The sequence below is a fragment of the Bacteroidota bacterium genome, assembly GCA_017303975.1.
Classification (GTDB): domain Bacteria; phylum Bacteroidota; class Bacteroidia; order JAFLBG01; family JAFLBG01; genus JAFLBG01.
In genome coordinates, this window is record JAFLBG010000015.1 from 1 (window position 1) to 17,888 (window position 17,888).

Consider the following 17,888-nt stretch of genomic DNA (forward strand, 5'->3'; position numbering starts at 1 on the left):
AAACAAAAAATTAGACAAAGTAAAAATTGTGGTAAATGGTGCAGGTGCATCTGCTATATCGTGTGCTAAACTTTACATTGCTGTTGGAGCTAAAAAAGAAAACATTGTAATGCTAGATAGCAAAGGTGTTATAACCACATCACGAACAGATATCGATGACAATAAAAGACACTTTGCTACTACCCTAAAAAATATTGAGACCTTGCCGCAAGCAATGATTGGTGCAGATGTTTTTGTTGGCCTTTCAAAAGGTAATATTGTAACAAAAGAAATGGTTCAATCCATGGCAGCCCGCCCAATTGTATTTGCATTGGCCAACCCAACTCCTGAGATATCCTATCAAGAAGCAATTGCCGCTCGAGAAGATATAATTATGGCTACAGGCCGCTCCGATCATCCTAATCAGGTAAATAATGTACTTGGATTTCCGTTTATTTTCAGGGGTGCATTAGATGTTCGTGCTACCAAAATAAACGAAGAAATGAAGCTAGCAGCGGTTTATGCCATTGCCAACTTAGCCAAAGAACCTGTGCCCGATTCGGTAAATCTTGCATACGGATTAAAAAATATTGTTTTTGGATCAGATTATATTATTCCAAAACCTATAGACCACCGACTTATTGCCACCGTTGCACCTGCCGTTGCAAAAGCGGCTATGGAATCAGGAGTAGCTCAAAAAAGTATTACCAACTGGGAAGCCTACAAAACCGAATTAAATAACCGACTAGGGTTAGATAATAAGCTAATCAGAAGCATTGCAAATAGAGCCAAACAAAACCCGAAACGTGTTGTATTTGCCGAAGCCGACCATTATAAAATTTTAAAAGCGGCACAGCAAGTTAAAGACGAAGGCATTGCAAAACCTATACTTTTAGGCGACCCTGTAAAAATAAAAGAGCTGATAGAAAAACACAGTCTCGATTTATCAGACATTCCAATTATAGACCCACGCAGCAAGGAAGAAGAAGAAAGACGTAATACGTTTGGCGACCTGTTTTTTAACAAACGTAAACGCAGAGGATATACCTTATTTGAAGCGCGTAAAATTATGCAAGAGCGCAACTATTTTGGCGCCATGATGGTAGAAACGGGAGATGCAGATGCAATGATTTCCGGACTTACCCGAAAATATGCCGACCCAATACGACCTGCATTGCAAGTAATTGGGGTGCAAGAAGGCGTAAGTCGTGTAGCGGGAATGTACATTATGGTAACTAAACAAGGTCCTTTCTTTTTTGCAGATACTACCATGAATGTAGATCCGACTGCCAAAGATTTAGTAGATATAACCGTTTTAACGGCAAGTACTGTAAAGCAATTTAACATTACTCCGCGTGTAGCCATGTTATCCTACTCTAATTTTGGATCTGCCGAAGGCGAAATACCTAACAAAGTAAGAGATGCAGTAAACATGCTGCATAAAGATTATCCGGGATTAATTGTAGATGGAGAAATGCAAGCAAATTTTGCACTTAATAATGCGCTACTTAAGGAACAATTTCCATTTTCTGAATTATTAGATAAAAAGGTAAATACATTAATATTTCCAAATTTAGCTGCCGGGAATATTGCCTACAAACTTATGCAAGAAATGGGCAAAGCCGAAGCAATTGGACCAATACTAATAGGTTTAAAAAAACCGGTTCACATATTACAATTAGGTAGTTCTGTTCGAGAAATAGTAAACATGGTAACAATTGCCGTAGTTGATGCACAAACAAAAAAAATTCAGGCAACTTTTTAATATATTCACGTCTTTTATTTAACATGTATAATCACCTTGTAGGAAATATTACCGAAAAAACCCCCACTTACGTAGTGGTAGAGTGCAATGGAATTGGATTTTTAGTGAATATTTCCCTAAATACCTATACTAAAATTGGTGAATTAAAATCTGCCAAACTATTTACCCATCTAGCCATTAGAGAGGATGCACATACACTATATGGATTTGCAGACGAACAAGAACGAGAAATGTTTAGGATGTTGATTTCGGTATCAGGGGTGGGCTCTAGTACTGCTAGAATGATTTTATCGTCCTTATCACCGGAAGAAATATCAACTGCAATTGCTACGGGAAATGTAGCCCTTCTAAAAGGCGTAAAGGGAATTGGAGAAAAGTCTGCACAGCGCATTATTGTTGACTTAAAAGGCAAAGTGGGCATCTCATCCAAAGATATGGGTGCAAATATTTTTATTACTAATAACAATACTTTTAAAACTGAAGCGTTATCTGCTTTAAACATGTTGGGATTTGCCAAAAATATAGCAGAAAAAGGTATTGAAAAAGCATTAAAGGTTAACCCTTCTATAAACTCTGTAGAAGATCTTATTAAACAAGCATTAAAAAACATTTAGTTAGCCTTTAGTTTTGAAGAAATACAAACAACATATAAGTTTCTTTTCTGCATGTATTGTATTCTTTTCACTTATGTGGAATTCCAGTGCTAGAGCTCGTGTAGAAAGAAAATACCGCTATAACTTTACCTCTGCCCCATCCGAACAACAATCAGAAAAGCAAACCACCACAAATTCCGGAGACACAGGTAAAGCAGAAGAACTGAAGTATAAATTTAAAGACTCGTATCAAGACCCATTAAACTTTCCGAATACAGGAGGTCTAAAACTTAATAATCCAGGGAACATAACTACAACCATTGAATACGACCCAATAACCGGCACATACAACATTGTTCAGAAAATTGGCGACAAACTATACCGCACTCCCACCTATATGGATGCCGAGGAGTTTAGCAACTACGAACTAAACAAATTTGTAAAAGGCTATTGGAAACAAAAAAATGAAGCGGAGAATTTAACCAGCGGCAATACATCTAAAGTATTTGCACCCAAACTAAACGTAGGTGGCGAAGTATTTGATAGAATATTTGGAGGAAACACAATCGACATCCGTCCGCAAGGGTCTGCAGAACTATCTTTTGGAGCTAATACATCTCGCAATAAAAATCCGGCACTACCCGAAAGACAGCGTAAAATAACCACCTTCGATTTCAACGAAAATATACAGCTAAACGTGGTAGGTAAAATTGGAGATAAGCTCAAAATATCTACCAACTACAATACCCAAGCCCAATTTGATTTTGAAAATCAAATGAAATTGGAATTTAATGGATACGAAGACGATATTATTAAAAAAATTGAAGCTGGAAATGTTAGTTTACCACTTACTGGGTCTTTAATTCAAGGAAGCCAAAGCTTATTTGGTATAAAAACCCAAATGCAATTTGGAAAACTTACAGCTACAACTGTCTTTTCTCAACAACGCGGCAAACGCTCCGAAGTAGAAGTTACCGGGGGTGCGCAAATCAGTAAGTTTGAGATTAATGCGGATATGTATGAGGACAACAAACATTATTTCTTATCACAATACTTTAGAAATAAATACAACGGTGCAATGGCAACGTTACCAATTGTTTCATCGGGAATAAATATTACAAAAGTAGAGGTATGGGTTACCAACCGAAATGGCTCTCAAGATAACGTACGAAACATTCTAGCTTTAACTGACCTAGGAGATACAGCACGTCATACAACGCCAACTATTTATGCCGACTTTGCAAGTGCAACAGAAAATCCTCAAAATGGCAACAACACCTTAAATCCACAAAATTTAACAACCAACTTTCCGGGCATAAGAAATATAAATACCGCTGTTCCTATTTTACTACCACTTGGGTTAACAGACAAACATTTTGTAAAATTGGAGCAGGCCAGAAAATTATCAGCAAGCGAATTTACCTTTAACCCTCGATTGGGTTATATTTCATTAAGCCAACGCTTGCAAGATGAAGTTTTAGCAGTTGCATTCCAATACACCTTCAATGGTCAAACTTTTCAAGTTGGAGAGTTTTCTACCGATAACATTGCAACCGATAGCTTGCTTATTGTAAAAATGCTTAAAGGCCAAATTATGAGCCCAAGAAATCAATCGGAGCTGTGGGATTTAATGATGAAAAACGTATATTCTATTGGCGCCTACCAAGTAAACCCTCAAGATTTTAAATTAGATGCGGTTTATTCAAATCCTTCTACAGGAACAGACATCAACTTTTTACCAGCTCCTGCATCAGAAACTAATGTGAGTGGCAGAGTACTGTTACAAACATTACGAATGGATAAAATAAACGTAAATGGAGATGCGCAACCGGATGGAACGTTTGACTTTTTGGACGGATTGACAATCACGCCAAATAATGGACGAATCTTTTTACCTACCATCGAGCCTTTTGGAAAGGACCTTCGGTCTAAATTTATCGATCAAAACGTAGCCGACCAATTCGTATTTGAACAACTATATGACTCTACACGCGTTTCTGCGCAACAGCATCCTGACAAAAATCGTTTTAAATTTAGAGGAACTTACAAATCATCTAGCAGCTCTGAAATTTCGTTAAACGCTATTAACATCCCGCAAGGCTCTGTAAATGTAACAGCCGGAGGTATGGTATTGCAAGAAAATGTTGACTATACTGTAGATTACACATTAGGACGTGTTAAAATTATTAATCAAGGAATCTTAAATTCAGGAACGCCCATAAAGGTGTCATTAGAAAGCAATTCCTTATTTAATATTCAATCTAAATCTTTATTTGGTACTCGACTCGATTACCGAGTAAACAGAGACTTTTCTTTGGGAGGAACTATCTTACGGTTAAATGAACGACCAATAACACAAAAAGTAAATATTGGTGATGAGCCAATTAAAAATACCATTTGGGGCTTGGACGGAAACTACCGTACCGAAGCTCCTTTTATAACAAGATTTTTGGACAAACTTCCGCTCATATCTACTAAAGAGCCTTCTAATATTAATGTTGCAGGAGAGTTTGCGCATTTAATTCCCGGACATTCAAAAGCAATTGGAAAAGAAGGGAACTCCTACATTGACGATTTTGAAGGAAGTCAAAATACCATCGACTTAAGATCTCAATTTGCTTGGAGCATTGCCAGTACGCCCCAAAACCAGCCACTTCTATTTCCAGAAGGTTCGTATATAAACGACATTAGATACAATAGAAATAGAGCTAAATTAGCATGGTATCAATTAGATAATTTGTTTCAAATAGAAACCAGTAACAAAACTCCCAGCTACTATTCTACTACCGACTTTAACAACCATTTAACACGACAAGTAATTGAGCAAGAGGTTTTCCCTAACAGACAAAACCCGAACAATCAACCACAACCTATTCAAACACTTGATTTAGCGTATTATCCGGAAGAGCGCGGTGCTTATAACTACGACACTTCAATAACAGTAAACGGAACTTTAAAAAATCCGGAAAGCCGCTGGGGTGGTATTATGCGTAGAATTGAAACAAACGATTTTGAAGCAGCTAATATTGGGTTTGTCCAACTTTGGATGATGGATCCGTACAATGTGGACAACACCTTTAACAGCACTACCGGTGATTTATACTTAAACATCGGTAACGTTTCCGAAGATGTACTAAGAGATTCAAGAAGAAGTTATGAAAACGGATTTCCAAACTCAGCGAATATTACCAACGTAGATACAACCAGCTGGGGACGAATTCCAATTATACAGCCCGTAAACAAAGCATTTGAACTTACCGGAAGAGAATTTCAGGATGTAGGACTAGACGGCTTTAACGATGACGAAGAAAGAAGTTTTTTTAATTCGTATCTACAAGATATTGCTTCAAAATATGGAACAACTTCGCCTGCATACGACTTAGTTAGCAGCGATCCATCGGCAGATAATTATAATTATTACAGAGATGATGATTATGACAATGCGCAATTAAAAACATTAGACCGCTACAAAAAATGGAACGGATTGGAAGGGAACTCTCCAACACAAGAACAGTCCGACAACTTGAATAGCGATAAATATCCAACCATGGCATCGGCCAACCCCAACGAGGAAGATATAAACAGAGACAACACACTAAACGAAATTGAAAACTATTTTCAATACAAAATTAGTATGCGACCGGGAGATTTAAATACCGTAGGACAAAACTACATTACGGATATTATTACTGCTAATCCACAAGGAATAAACAAGCCTGTTAAATGGATTCAATTCAAAATCCCAATTAAAGAATTTGACAGCAAAATAGGAGAAATTGAAGATTTTAGATCTATCCGTTTTATTAGAACTTTTTTAAAAGGTTTTGACAAACCTATTGTACTTCGATTTGCTCGATTCGAATTGGTAAGTAACCAGTGGCGTGTTTACGAAAAACCAATTTTATCTCCAGGAGAGTTTGCCGACCCAAATGACGCTACTACACTATTTACCATGTCGGGTGTAAATATTGAAGAGAACTCTAATAGAAATCCTGTAAATTATGTATTACCTCCGGGTATCGAAAGACAAAACAATATTCAATCTGTAGGACAAACCCTTTTAAATGAACAAGCTCTTTCATTGCGCCTATGCGATTTAAAAGATGGCGAAGCAAGAGCTGTATTTAAAAACACGGAATACGATGTACGCTCTTTCAAAAAAATTGAAATGTTTGTTCATGCTGAATCATCTGCAAATGACAATTTAAAAGACAATGAACTTACTGCCTTTATTAGATTAGGAACGGACTACATAAACAACTATTACGAATATGAAATTCCGCTTCAACTTACACCTGCTGGTACTTACACGAACAATAACCAAGATGACCAACTGCGTGTTTGGCCGGATGCGAATAGATTAGAACTCCCGTTTGAATTATTGCAAGAAGCAAAACTAAAAAGGAATTTGGCTGTGGGGCAAAATCCGAACATAAATAATCAAATGCCCTATACCATTATTGATGAAGACAGCCCCGAAGGGAAAAACAAAATAACCATTGTAGGTAACCCTAATCTAGCGTCTGTAAAAGTAGTGATGATTGGTGTTAGAAATCCTAAAAGTGCCGATGGCCAGGCAAAATGCGGAGAAGTATGGATTAACGAATTACGATTATCTGAATTTGACAAACGTGGCGGTTGGGCTGCAAATGCGCGTGTAAATGCAAAACTAGCCGACTTAGGTAATTTATCGTTGGCAGGAAATATGAGCACACCATTTTTTGGAAGTATCGAGAAAAAAGTAAGTGAAAGAAGCAGAGAAACGGTTAAACAGTACGACATTTCTTCGAGCTTAGAAGTAGGTAAATTATTACCGGATAAGTTAGGCGTTAAAATACCTATGTATGTTGGTGTTGGAGAAACCATAAAAACACCTCAGTTCAACCCACTTGACCCGGATATTGAAATGAAAAAAGTTCTCCCGGATTTGCCTAAAGCACAACGAGACTCCTTAAAGCGAATCACAGAAGATTATACGCAACGTAGAAGTATAAACTTTACCAACGTACGTAAAGAAAAAAGCCCGGATGCCAAAAAATCTCATATTTACGATTTGTCGAATTTTTCGGCTACATACGCATTTAACGAATTGTACAAACGAAACATTAATACTGAGTATAGTTCACAACGGTCGCACCGAGTTGGGCTTACCTACAACTATTCTGCAAATCCGAAAAGTATAAAACCTTTCGCAAAAATTTCTTTTTTAAAATCTAAACATTTAGCGTTGGTTAGAGATTTTAATTTTAGTCCATACCCCAACAAATACAGCTTTACAAGTGATATTGACAGAGCTTTTAGTGAAATAAAAAACAGAGACATTACTGCTACTGACTTTAAACTCCCAACAAACTATACCAAAACATTTAACTGGAATAGAAATTACAATTTAAATTATGATTTGTCGAAAGGGATAAAACTTGATTACAACGCCTCCAATACAGCTCGTATAATGGAACCCGGAGGAAGAATAGACACCAAAGAAAAAAGAGATAGTGTGATGGACAATATTAAAAATTTAGGAATAAATACAAGTTTCCGACAAAATGCGAATGTAAATTATACCATACCTATTAACAAAATTCCACTATTTGATTTTGTAACATCGTCTGTCCGCTACTCAAGTACTTACATGTGGACAAGAGCGTCTTTTGCGGCCGACTCGCTTGGAAATACTATTCAAAACTCAAACTCTAAACAATTTAATGCACAGCTAAATATGACTACGCTGTACAACAAAGTACCTTACTTTAAAAAAGTATTACAACAAAAAAATAAAGAAGCAGCAAAGAAGAAAGAAGTGGCAAAAAATTTCAATCTAAAAGAGCCTAAAGACTCCACTGACGCTAAAAAGAAAAAAGAAAAAAAGAAAGAAGAAGAATCCGGCAATTTTGATGCATTTAAGTATGTTACTCGCTTTATTCTTAGTATAAGAAATGTATCGGCAAACTACACACATAATTCCGGAACTATATTACCCGGATTTAACGACTCTACTCAAATAATTGGTATTAACCCACAAACTATGGCACCAGGATTTGGATTTGTTTTCGGTAGCCAAAAAGATATCAGACCACAAGCCGGGAAAGAAGGTTGGCTCATAAAAAATCCGTTGCTCAATTTACCTTATTCAAACACCAGCTCCAAAACACTTAATTTTAGAGCAAACATGGAACCGCTTCCAAGCTTTAGAGTTGAGCTTACTGCAAACCAGACTCGCTCTCGCAACTATAACGAATTTTATCGTTGGGATAACTTAGAACAAGTTTATAAAGGCGAATCTCCTGTTGAAAGTGGAAATTTTTCTATGTCGTACTTAACCATTAGAACCGCATTCAAAAAAGATGAAAAAGGCACCTACGACAACGAAGTTTTCCAAAATCTACTTAACTACCGTGCAGATGTGTCTGCTATACTTGCTCAGGAAAGAAATGAAAAAACAGGCTCCACTCTTGCAAAAGGAGGTGATGGATTTTATGATGGATACGGAGAACTTTCTCAAGACGTATTAATACCGGCCTTTATGAGCGCATATTCCGGGAAACGTCCAACCAAAGCAAATACCAATGTATTTCCATTAATCCCTTTGCCTAATTGGAAAATTACCTACGATGGATTGCAAAAACTCGAAAAAGTAAAAAAACATTTCAAGAGCTTCACACTGTCTCATGGATACAAATCAACGTATAATGTGGGTTCGTATGGCAACAACTTATTATTTATCGAAGACGAAGGTAAAGGCTACTCATCCGTGAGAGGTTTGGTAGACAACAACTATGTACCTGAAAAAATTATTACAGCCGTTACCATTTCAGAGCAGTTTAGCCCGTTATTAAAGCTAGATGCCACCTGGAACAACAGCTTAATTAGTAACATAGAAATTAAGAGAGATAGAAATATTTCGTTGAGCACCGGTTCGCAACTTTTAACCGAAACTACCAGTCGTGAAATTGTTATTGGCAGCGGTTATCGAATACGAGACATTACCATTAAACAAATAAAAATAAAAGGAAAAGCTGTAAAAAGCGACATGAATTTAAAAGCCGATCTTTCTATTAGAAGAAACAGCACCGTTATAAGACGAATAAACGAGGAAGTAAGCCAGCCACAAGCCGGACAGCGAGTAATAAACATAAATACCACCGCAGATTACCAACTTAGCGACAAATTAAACATCCGATTTTTTTACAATCGCGTAATTAACAACCCTATTGTATCTAACACCTTCCCTAGCCAAAATACAAATTGGGGTATTGCATTACGCTTCTCGTTAGCTCAATAAACTAAGAAGTTTCTGCTTTTTTTTGAGTAAGACCATCGACACCCATTGCTACAAGAAAAAAAAGTATAATTTTGTTGTACCAAAAACAAAAACTATGAATTTCCCATCAAACTTAAAGTACACAAAAGATCACGAATGGATTCGCACAGAAGGCAACACTGCTTTTATTGGAATTACAGAATTTGCGCAAAGCGAACTGGGTGATATTGTTTACGTAGAAATTGAAACCCAAGGAGAGACTTTAACTAAAGAGGAAATTTTTGGTACCGTTGAAGCCGTAAAAACAGTTTCAGATCTTTTTATGCCTGTATCGGGAAAAATTACAGAAGTGAATCCTGCCATTACAACAAATCCGGAAAAGGTAAATGCTGACCCATATGGCGATGGATGGATGATAAAAGTAGAACTTTCCAACACAAGCGAATTAAACTCTCTACTAAGTGCAGATGATTATAAAAACTTGATAGGTAAATAATTTTTCAAACACCTATTAATTTTTAACTTGTAGTGTTATAAAAACACTATGACACAAACGCACGCTAAAAACATTAAAATACCAAGTAGTATTTTAACTCATCTTGTTTCTTGTATTGATTTAACATCGCTAAACAGTACAGACGACTCCAAAAACATATCCTCCTTATGCGAAAAAGGAATTACTAATGGCGTAGCAGCTATTTGTATTTACCCAATTTGGATTAAATCTTCAAAAAAAATAACAAAAAACACCTTTGTAAAAACCGCTTCAGTAGCAGGCGGCTTTCCAAGTGGGCAAGTACCGTTGCCTATCAAAACCTCTGAAGTAAAATATGCCATTGATCATGGTGCCGATGAAATTGATTATGTTTTTCCTAGATACAAGGCACTAAACAAAAAGTGGGATGATTTATATGAGGAAATTGCGACCATAAGAGAAGTATGCGGAAAAGACATTACTCTAAAAATTATTTTGGAAACCGGAGAATTACAGTCGAAAGAAATAATAGCTAAAACTACCGAGGTAGCCATAAAAGCAGGGGCAGACTTTATAAAAACATCAACAGGAAAAACAGCCATTGGTGCAACCAATGAAGCCATTGAAATTATTTGTGAATGTATTTTAGCGCATTTTATTACTCATAAAAAAATGGTAGGTATAAAAGCGTCTGGAGGCATTAGCAACATTAATCAAGCACTGGATTACTACAGCATTGTAAAAAACATTTTGGGAAACAAATGGTTGCACAAAAATTATTTCAGAATAGGAACCAGCAAATTGCTAGATAATATTATTCAATTAAACGAAACCATTAGTAGCCTCAAACCTCCTCCACTATCCTACGTAAATCAATTATAAGGAGATGAGTAAACCTAATTATTTTATACTATTTTTATAAAAAAAACAAGCATGTCTAAAGTAGCATTAATTACAGGAATTACAGGACAAGACGGAGCATATCTTGCAGAACTTTTGTTGAGCAAAGGATATACTGTTCATGGATTAAAACGCAGAAGCTCTCTTTTTAATACCGACAGAATTGACCATTTATACAAGGACCAGCACGAAAAAGGAGTTAAACTTTTTTTACATTATGGCGATTTAACCGATAGCACAAATTTAATTCGAATAGTTCAAGAGGTACAACCCGATGAGATTTATAATTTGGCGGCTCAGTCCCATGTTAAAGTATCTTTTGAAACACCGGAATATACTGCCAATGCAGATGCAATTGGTACACTGCGTTTATTAGAAGCAATTAAAATTCTAGGTCTTGAAAAGAAAACCAAATTCTACCAAGCCTCTACATCCGAGCTATACGGATTGGTGCAAGAAATACCACAAAAAGAGACAACACCATTTTACCCTCGCTCTCCATACGGAGTAGCCAAACTATACGGATTTTGGATAACCAAAAACTACCGAGAAGCATACGGAATGTTTGCATGCAATGGAATTTTGTTCAACCATGAAAGTCCAATACGCGGAGAAACATTTGTTACTCGTAAAATTACAAGAGCAGTTGCTAAAATACATTTAGGTTTGCAAGAAAAAATTTACATGGGAAACATTGACTCTGAGCGTGATTGGGGTCATGCAAAAGATTATGTAGAAGGAATGTGGATGATGCTGCAACAAAAAGAGGCAGATGATTATGTATTAGCAACAGGCAAAAAAATATCTGTTAGACGATTTATAGACTTAGCCTTTAAAGAAGTTGGAATAGATATTGAATGGCAAGGAAAAGAAGAAAATGAAAAGGGAATAAACAAAGCCAATGGAAAAATATTAGTAGAAATTGACAAAAAATATTACCGCCCTGCAGAAGTAGATTTGCTTGTGGGCGATGCCAGCAAAGCATATAAAAACATGGGGTGGAAACCTAAATACACCGTAGAAGATTTAATAAAAGAAATGGTTGCAAGCGATCTTAAAGTGTTTGAAAGAGATAAATATTTATTAGACGGTGGGCACGATGTGATGAATTTTAATGAATAGGTTAAGTAAATAATTCATTTTTGTTAATTACAGCTCAACCATTGCCAAAAAATAGATGAGTTTAAAGAAATATCTATACACTAAAAGGCAGCTATTTAGTAGATTTTTTGCATTAAAACTCTCTAGAGAAAGAGCATTTACCGCTTTGCAACTTATTATCAAAACATTGCAATCGAATAAATATCTTCCTGAAAAAATTATTGCATTAGAAGTGTTTGGCTTTATTGGAACCAGCACTTCCTTAGATTATGCAGAGCTAACCGACTACCTAGAACTATGGGAAATTGACCCGTACTATGCAAAACAGGCTCAAAAAATAAATCCAAACGCTAAAGTAATATGCGGAGATAGTGTTGAGGCTATTGCAAATGGAAAGCTATTGCGAGATGATTATAATTTTTTAGTGATAGACTCCAATATTTCTTCTGCCTTAAATGATGGCAGCTACGAAAGTTTTGGAGTCTTTGAAAATTCATTAAAATACCTAGCAAAAAAATCTGTCGTAATTGTAACTATCTATAATAATCTAGAAGCTTTTGCCAAACTATATAACACATCTGTTAATCAATTAGACGCGAATTGGATTACAGCACGAAAAACATTTTATGGACTAGACAATGTAATTAATGCCCGTGGCACAGACTATCTAATTTCTTTCGAAAAAATAATTGCAAAAAATAATTTTCAATTAATTCAAAGTCAGTTTATAAGTCGCAATAACTGTGTGGGGTTTGGCGTATTTGTACTGGATAAAAAATAGTTCCTTTTTAAAAAGTAGTCCCTCCTTACATAGGCGCTAAATCAACAAAATTTTATCTGTGTTAAACTAAACTCCTTCTACAAATTAAATAGCGCCTTCAACTCCGTTGCATCATTAGGTTTCATTTTCGAATAGTATGATTGAAGCTGTAATAAAGCAAATTAAATATCGATTTTTAAAGTTGAAAGTCTTTAAAGATAGAGGAGAGCTATTGACTGCCATAGACAATACGGTTGAACAGTATAACAATCGCCCTAAACAAATTCACTTTGCCAATACACCGCTTGAAGTATTGGGTGGTGTAGAAATTGATTTCGCTGAAATGAGACAGAATAATGAGCAAGCGAGAAAAGACAGATTGGAGGAGAATAGAAATTTTAAATGCCTCAAGATGATTTATACAACTTTTCACAAGGAATAAGCAGTTTTAAATTGCAATGTAGTTTTAGCGTGAAGTTACAAACTGCATCCAGCATTTTTCATAAACTGCAAAAGTGCGCAAAAAAGCCCGTTTTTGCAGTTCAATCTTTGGAATTTTAAAGAATTCGTGAAATTAGTTTATGGATTCTCCATTGTCAATAACGGAAGCCAAACCACACAACAAGATATTTTTGTATATTTAATATTGTAAAAAACAATGTTGGTAAAAGCACCTAATTTCAGGACACTTTAATGCAATAAAATAGGTTATTATATTCGTGATTAACACCCAACATTCTTCACTCTTTATTATAACCGTAATTAAGTTTGATGAATTTTAAAAATATAAAACAAAAAGTAAAATTATTTTCTAAAGAAAAAGGGTTAAATTTTAGGTTTAATTATGAGCAGAGAAATGATTATGTATATTATGATGATTTTGTAGTAGATATATATTGGATACAAGATGGAATAAGCTATAATATAGCAGTTTATCAAGATTACATTGACGATAAAAAAAACTCTTGGACATTATGCTGTGTAGCACATTCCACTAAAGAAGATAAAAGATTTCACACAACCAAAACCTATGTTTCGGGCAAATCAATAGAGTTTATTTCACAAAGGCTTACACCCCTGCTAAACGAAAGCTATAACTACATAACAAGCCTTAGCCCAAAAGAACTCATTACAGGAAATACAAAAGCGGAGGATTCCTATAATCAATCTACATATATTAAAAGCTACCCACCTTGGGGAATTTATATGATACGCGAATTTATATGGTTAATACTTATTGGAGTACCCTACTTTGCTATTTCTAAAGTTGACAGTAAATACATCTTTAATTATTGGCTGATGGCTGTAGTTTTATTATTATTAATTATACTAAAGCATGCTCAGTTTTTCAGACGAATATGTGAGTTTCATTTTTACGAAAAAAAAATAACTATTAAATATATTTTTAGACTACCTAGAAAATATGAGATTGACATTAAAAACATTGAAGAAGTTTCATTTTTTGCAAATACAACTAGTTATGACTGGGGTAGTTCTTTTTATTTTATTTTTAAGAACGGAAAAAGAAAATTAGGATACATAGTTCACGATAAGCTTGAAAATTTTAGTCAATTACTTAGGTTAAACAAAATAAAAACCACAACTACCAATTATTCTCCATATTAGCCCGACATAAATACTAATAAAATTACACTTTTTTGTAATTGTTTCGCTTGAGAATATTTCGGTCCTTAGTTCTTGGGGTAGAGAAATCCCACTTAATGCAAAACGACTTTAAGTGTTTGCAAGGGAAACAGTATCTGTAGTAAGGCATTTTTTCTCTACAAATTAAATAGCGCCTTCAACTCTGTTGCATCATTAGGTTTCATTTTTCCTGCCAAAATTAAACTCAGTTGACGTCTGCGCAAAGCACCATCAAATCTGCTTTTCTCTTCTTCTGTTTCAGGCACAACTTGCGGAACAGGCAATGGAGAACCATTTTGATCTACCGCTACAAAAGTATATATAGCTTCGTTACATTTTGTACGATCTCCGGTAACTGCATCTTCTACCCATACATCAATAAATATTTCCATAGAGGTATTGAAAGACCGTGAAACTTTTGCCTGAAGGGTAACAATACTCCCTAATTTGATAGCATGATTAAAAGAGACATTATTTACTGCTGCAGTAACCACCACACGCTTACACAATCTATGTGCAGCTATAGCAGCACAAATATCCATCCAATGCAACAACCTTCCTCCGGCTAAATTCCCCAACGCATTGGTATCATTGGGCAAAACAAACTCTGTCATTATAGACAACGTTTCTCGTATATATTTCGATTTCATAATATAGTTTTGGTTACAGTAAAATAGGAAGATTTTTTGAGACTATCTGTTAGATAACTTGTAACTTTACAATATGTTATACATCAAGGCTCTTCATATTATTTTCATAGTAACTTGGTTTGCGGGCTTGTTCTACATTGTACGACTTTTTGTGTACCACAGAGAAGCGCAAGAAAAACCCGAACTAGAAAAAAACATACTATCCGAACAATTTAAAATTATGCAACGTAGATTATGGTATGGCATTACATGGCCATCCGCCATTTTCACGTTTATTTTTGGCCCGTGGTTAGTATATGAAAATCCAGTGTTTTTGTATCAAGCTTATTTTATTGTAAAGCTATTGTTTGTTTTTGCATTAGGAATCTATCATGTGTATTGCCACAAAATATTTAAAGAAGCACAAAAAGATATATTCCCTCTAAGTTCCTTTAAACTCAGAATATTGAATGAGGTGGCAAGTATATTACTTGTGGCCATTGTTTTTTTAATTGTGGTGAAAAGCAACTCCGGACTGCTCTGGCTGCTCATAGGCATTGTAGCACTTGTGGCGGCAATGTATATTGCTATTCAAATTTACAAGAAAAAACGTTCGGAATAATTTTTAAAAAGCTACCATCTTGGCATAAATGCATTTTCGATATGTTCTACCTTTTGCCCCTGATTGTTTGAAATAACAGTAACAATATCAAACCTAAATTCTTTATCTGCATTTACAGATTGCATGTAGTAATTTGCAGCTTGTATCAAATTTCGTTGTTTTGTTTTATCCACAAAGCTCTCCGGGGCTCCTAGCGCTGCAGTTTTTCGTGTTTTAACTTCTACAAAAACAATTTCTGTTTTTGTTTCGCAAATAATATCAACTTCGTATTGCTTTACTCTCCAGTTTTTATGGGCAACTTTATATCCTTTTCTTTCTAAAAATTCAGCAGCAATTACCTCGCCTTTATCACCAATATGTTTGGGTGTTACTTCCATAACAAATAATATTCAAAATTAAAACTAACAAAAAAATTAACAACCAACATTGCAACAACTCCTACTAAAAAAACCTGCTCTACAGCCTTATTATTCATTGTCTTTGCCAAATCAAACAATACCAAAGCAAACAGGATATAGTAAAACAAAGCTGTTCTATCCACTAAATATTTTACATCAAAAAAGAGAGAAGTAAGAATATTTATAAGTACTGTAGCGCCTGCTAGCAAAACAATTGCAGGAACACCTTTTTCTTTAATTGCGGAAACAACCACAAATGCACTACTAGAAAGAAAAAAAATCTTTATAACTAGTTGAACAAAATTAGGGTAAGAAGCTCCATAAAAACTTTTGAAAACAATGGAATTAATGGTATCGAACCAAAAACCAGTATTGCCACCATAAAACAAACTACCATTGGCTTTCAGGTTAATCAAATTATATACTACGTAAATTAAAAAAGCAATACTGCTTACAAACCAAGTAAACACTAATTTTTTTTCTGAATGGTGAAATGTAAATTTATTTCTGATTAAAATAAACACCCCCAAAACATTCATGGATACACATGTATATAACATCGATAAATTTGCCAAACAAGCCAATTGAATTAATATACTGGCAAGAAAAAAATATATAATTGTCTTTTTTCCTGTAATAAACAATAGAAAAAAATAAATACTCCATATTAACAAGGCGAAAGATATACCATAGCCTCTACACAAGCCAAAAAAATCAAGTAAAAATGGATTTACAATAAACAAACAAGACCATAAAACACTTCTATAATCTGCTATATAGAGCCGAACTATTTTATTTACACCCAAACAATAAAACAAAAATGCTATTATGTTAGGAATACGAATTACAAACGTTGAGAACCCCAATAGCTTAGCAACAAGCCAACTCAACCACACGTTGAGCAAATGAAAATTAGCCGACATTAAATCAAATTTCCTGAGCAACAAAATATCTTTTAAAAGATATTCGTTCAGCGTATAAGATTCGTCCCAGGTAATTGGAATAACAAATGCTCTAATTGCTATATACAAAAAGAAAAAGAGAGCCATTACACCAATAACGCCCTCTTCGAAAGAAAAATTTATTTTTTTTGAATGCTTAGTCAATTTTCATTTCAGGTATATCCCCCTCCACTACGAGCTTTCCTGCTGTTGCGTTTCTTATTTGCTCAACCGAAACACCCGGTGCGCGCTCTATCAATTTAAACCCTTGTGATGTAACATCAATAACTGCTAATTCAGTAACAATACGTTTTACACACTTTAGGCCGGTAATAGGCAAATCGCATTTAGGAAGTAATTTCGACTCTCCTGCTTTATTTACATGTTGCATAGCCACAATAATATTTTTTGCCGATGCCACCAAATCCATTGCGCCTCCCATTCCTTTCACCATTTTTCCGGGAATCTTCCAGTTTGCTATATCACCTTGTTCGCTTACCTCCATGGCCCCAAGTACTGTTAAATGAACTTTTCCGGATCGAATCATTCCAAAGCTCATTGCCGAATCAAAAAAAGCAGAACCTTTAATGGTAGTAATTGTTTGCTTCCCGGCATTTATCAAATCCGGATTCTCTTCTCCTTCAAAAGGAAAGGGACCAATTCCCAACAATCCATTCTCCGACTGCAACACCACATTCATTCCTTGCGGTATATAGTTTGCAACTAGTGTAGGGATACCAATACCAAGGTTTACATAGTATCCATCTTTCAGTTCCTGTGCAATTCTTTTTGCTATTCCTATTTTATCTAACATTATAGT

The 17,888-nt window shown here is 35.3% G+C and carries 14 protein-coding genes; 10 read left to right on the plus strand and 4 right to left on the minus strand.

Going from position 1 to position 17,888, the window contains the following annotated elements:
• The 9 genes from J0M08_06935 to J0M08_06975 all read left to right on the plus strand — a co-directional run.
• A partial coding sequence (locus J0M08_06935; GenBank protein MBN8702781.1) for an NADP-dependent malic enzyme occupies positions 1-1,744 on the plus strand: 1,744 nt, incomplete at its 5' end.
• A gap of 23 nt (positions 1,745-1,767) precedes the next feature.
• On the plus strand, positions 1,768-2,358 hold the full coding sequence (gene ruvA, locus J0M08_06940) for a Holliday junction branch migration protein RuvA (GenBank protein MBN8702782.1): 591 nt from the start codon (positions 1,768-1,770) through the stop codon (positions 2,356-2,358).
• Between the two features lie 13 nt (positions 2,359-2,371).
• Positions 2,372-9,619 carry a cell surface protein SprA gene (gene sprA, locus J0M08_06945; protein ID MBN8702783.1) on the plus strand — a complete coding sequence of 2,416 codons (7,248 nt, stop codon included), beginning with the start codon at positions 2,372-2,374 and terminating at the stop codon, positions 9,617-9,619.
• Positions 9,620-9,713: 94 nt separating this feature from the next.
• The gene (gcvH, locus tag J0M08_06950) at positions 9,714-10,094 is read left to right on the plus strand and encodes a glycine cleavage system protein GcvH (GenBank protein MBN8702784.1); all 381 of its coding nucleotides are present in this window, start codon (positions 9,714-9,716) and stop codon (positions 10,092-10,094) included.
• 48 nt (positions 10,095-10,142) lie between these two features.
• Entirely contained in the window at positions 10,143-10,955 is an 813-nt protein-coding gene (gene deoC / locus J0M08_06955) for a deoxyribose-phosphate aldolase (protein ID MBN8702785.1), read from the plus strand.
• 51 nt (positions 10,956-11,006) lie between these two features.
• The gene (gene gmd, locus J0M08_06960; protein ID MBN8702786.1) at positions 11,007-12,095 is read left to right on the plus strand and encodes a GDP-mannose 4,6-dehydratase; all 1,089 of its coding nucleotides are present in this window, start codon (positions 11,007-11,009) and stop codon (positions 12,093-12,095) included.
• Between the two features lie 55 nt (positions 12,096-12,150).
• Positions 12,151-12,855: a hypothetical protein gene (locus J0M08_06965; protein MBN8702787.1), complete on the plus strand. Its 705-nt coding sequence runs from the start codon at positions 12,151-12,153 to the stop codon at positions 12,853-12,855.
• Positions 12,856-13,036: 181 nt separating this feature from the next.
• The gene (locus tag J0M08_06970) at positions 13,037-13,276 is read left to right on the plus strand and encodes a hypothetical protein (protein ID MBN8702788.1); all 240 of its coding nucleotides are present in this window, start codon (positions 13,037-13,039) and stop codon (positions 13,274-13,276) included.
• A gap of 329 nt (positions 13,277-13,605) precedes the next feature.
• The gene (locus J0M08_06975) at positions 13,606-14,460 is read left to right on the plus strand and encodes a hypothetical protein (GenBank protein ID MBN8702789.1); all 855 of its coding nucleotides are present in this window, start codon (positions 13,606-13,608) and stop codon (positions 14,458-14,460) included.
• Positions 14,461-14,615: 155 nt separating this feature from the next.
• Here the strand turns inward: J0M08_06975 and J0M08_06980 are convergent, their stop codons facing one another.
• Positions 14,616-15,128 (minus strand): acyl-CoA thioesterase, encoded by a 513-nt coding sequence (locus J0M08_06980; protein MBN8702790.1) that lies wholly within the window; start codon positions 15,126-15,128, stop codon positions 14,616-14,618.
• A gap of 73 nt (positions 15,129-15,201) precedes the next feature.
• On the opposite strand from J0M08_06980, the gene J0M08_06985 reads away from it, so the two are divergent.
• Entirely contained in the window at positions 15,202-15,729 is a 528-nt protein-coding gene (locus J0M08_06985; GenBank protein MBN8702791.1) for a CopD family protein, read from the plus strand.
• An 11-nt stretch (positions 15,730-15,740) separates the two neighbouring features.
• Here J0M08_06985 and J0M08_06990 read toward each other — a convergent pair whose 3' ends face one another.
• The 3 genes from J0M08_06990 to J0M08_07000 are packed head-to-tail and all read right to left on the minus strand — an operon-like array spanning position 15,741 to position 17,882.
• Positions 15,741-16,106 carry a YraN family protein gene (locus J0M08_06990; protein ID MBN8702792.1) on the minus strand — a complete coding sequence of 122 codons (366 nt, stop codon included), beginning with the start codon at positions 16,104-16,106 and terminating at the stop codon, positions 15,741-15,743.
• On the minus strand, positions 16,097-17,233 hold the full coding sequence (locus J0M08_06995; GenBank protein ID MBN8702793.1) for a hypothetical protein: 1,137 nt from the start codon (positions 17,231-17,233) through the stop codon (positions 16,097-16,099). Before J0M08_06995 ends, J0M08_06990 begins: the two co-directional genes overlap by 10 nt.
• The gene (locus J0M08_07000; protein ID MBN8702794.1) at positions 17,226-17,882 is read right to left on the minus strand and encodes a CoA transferase subunit B; all 657 of its coding nucleotides are present in this window, start codon (positions 17,880-17,882) and stop codon (positions 17,226-17,228) included. Before J0M08_07000 ends, J0M08_06995 begins: the two co-directional genes overlap by 8 nt.
• Positions 17,883-17,888: the final 6 nt, after the last annotated feature.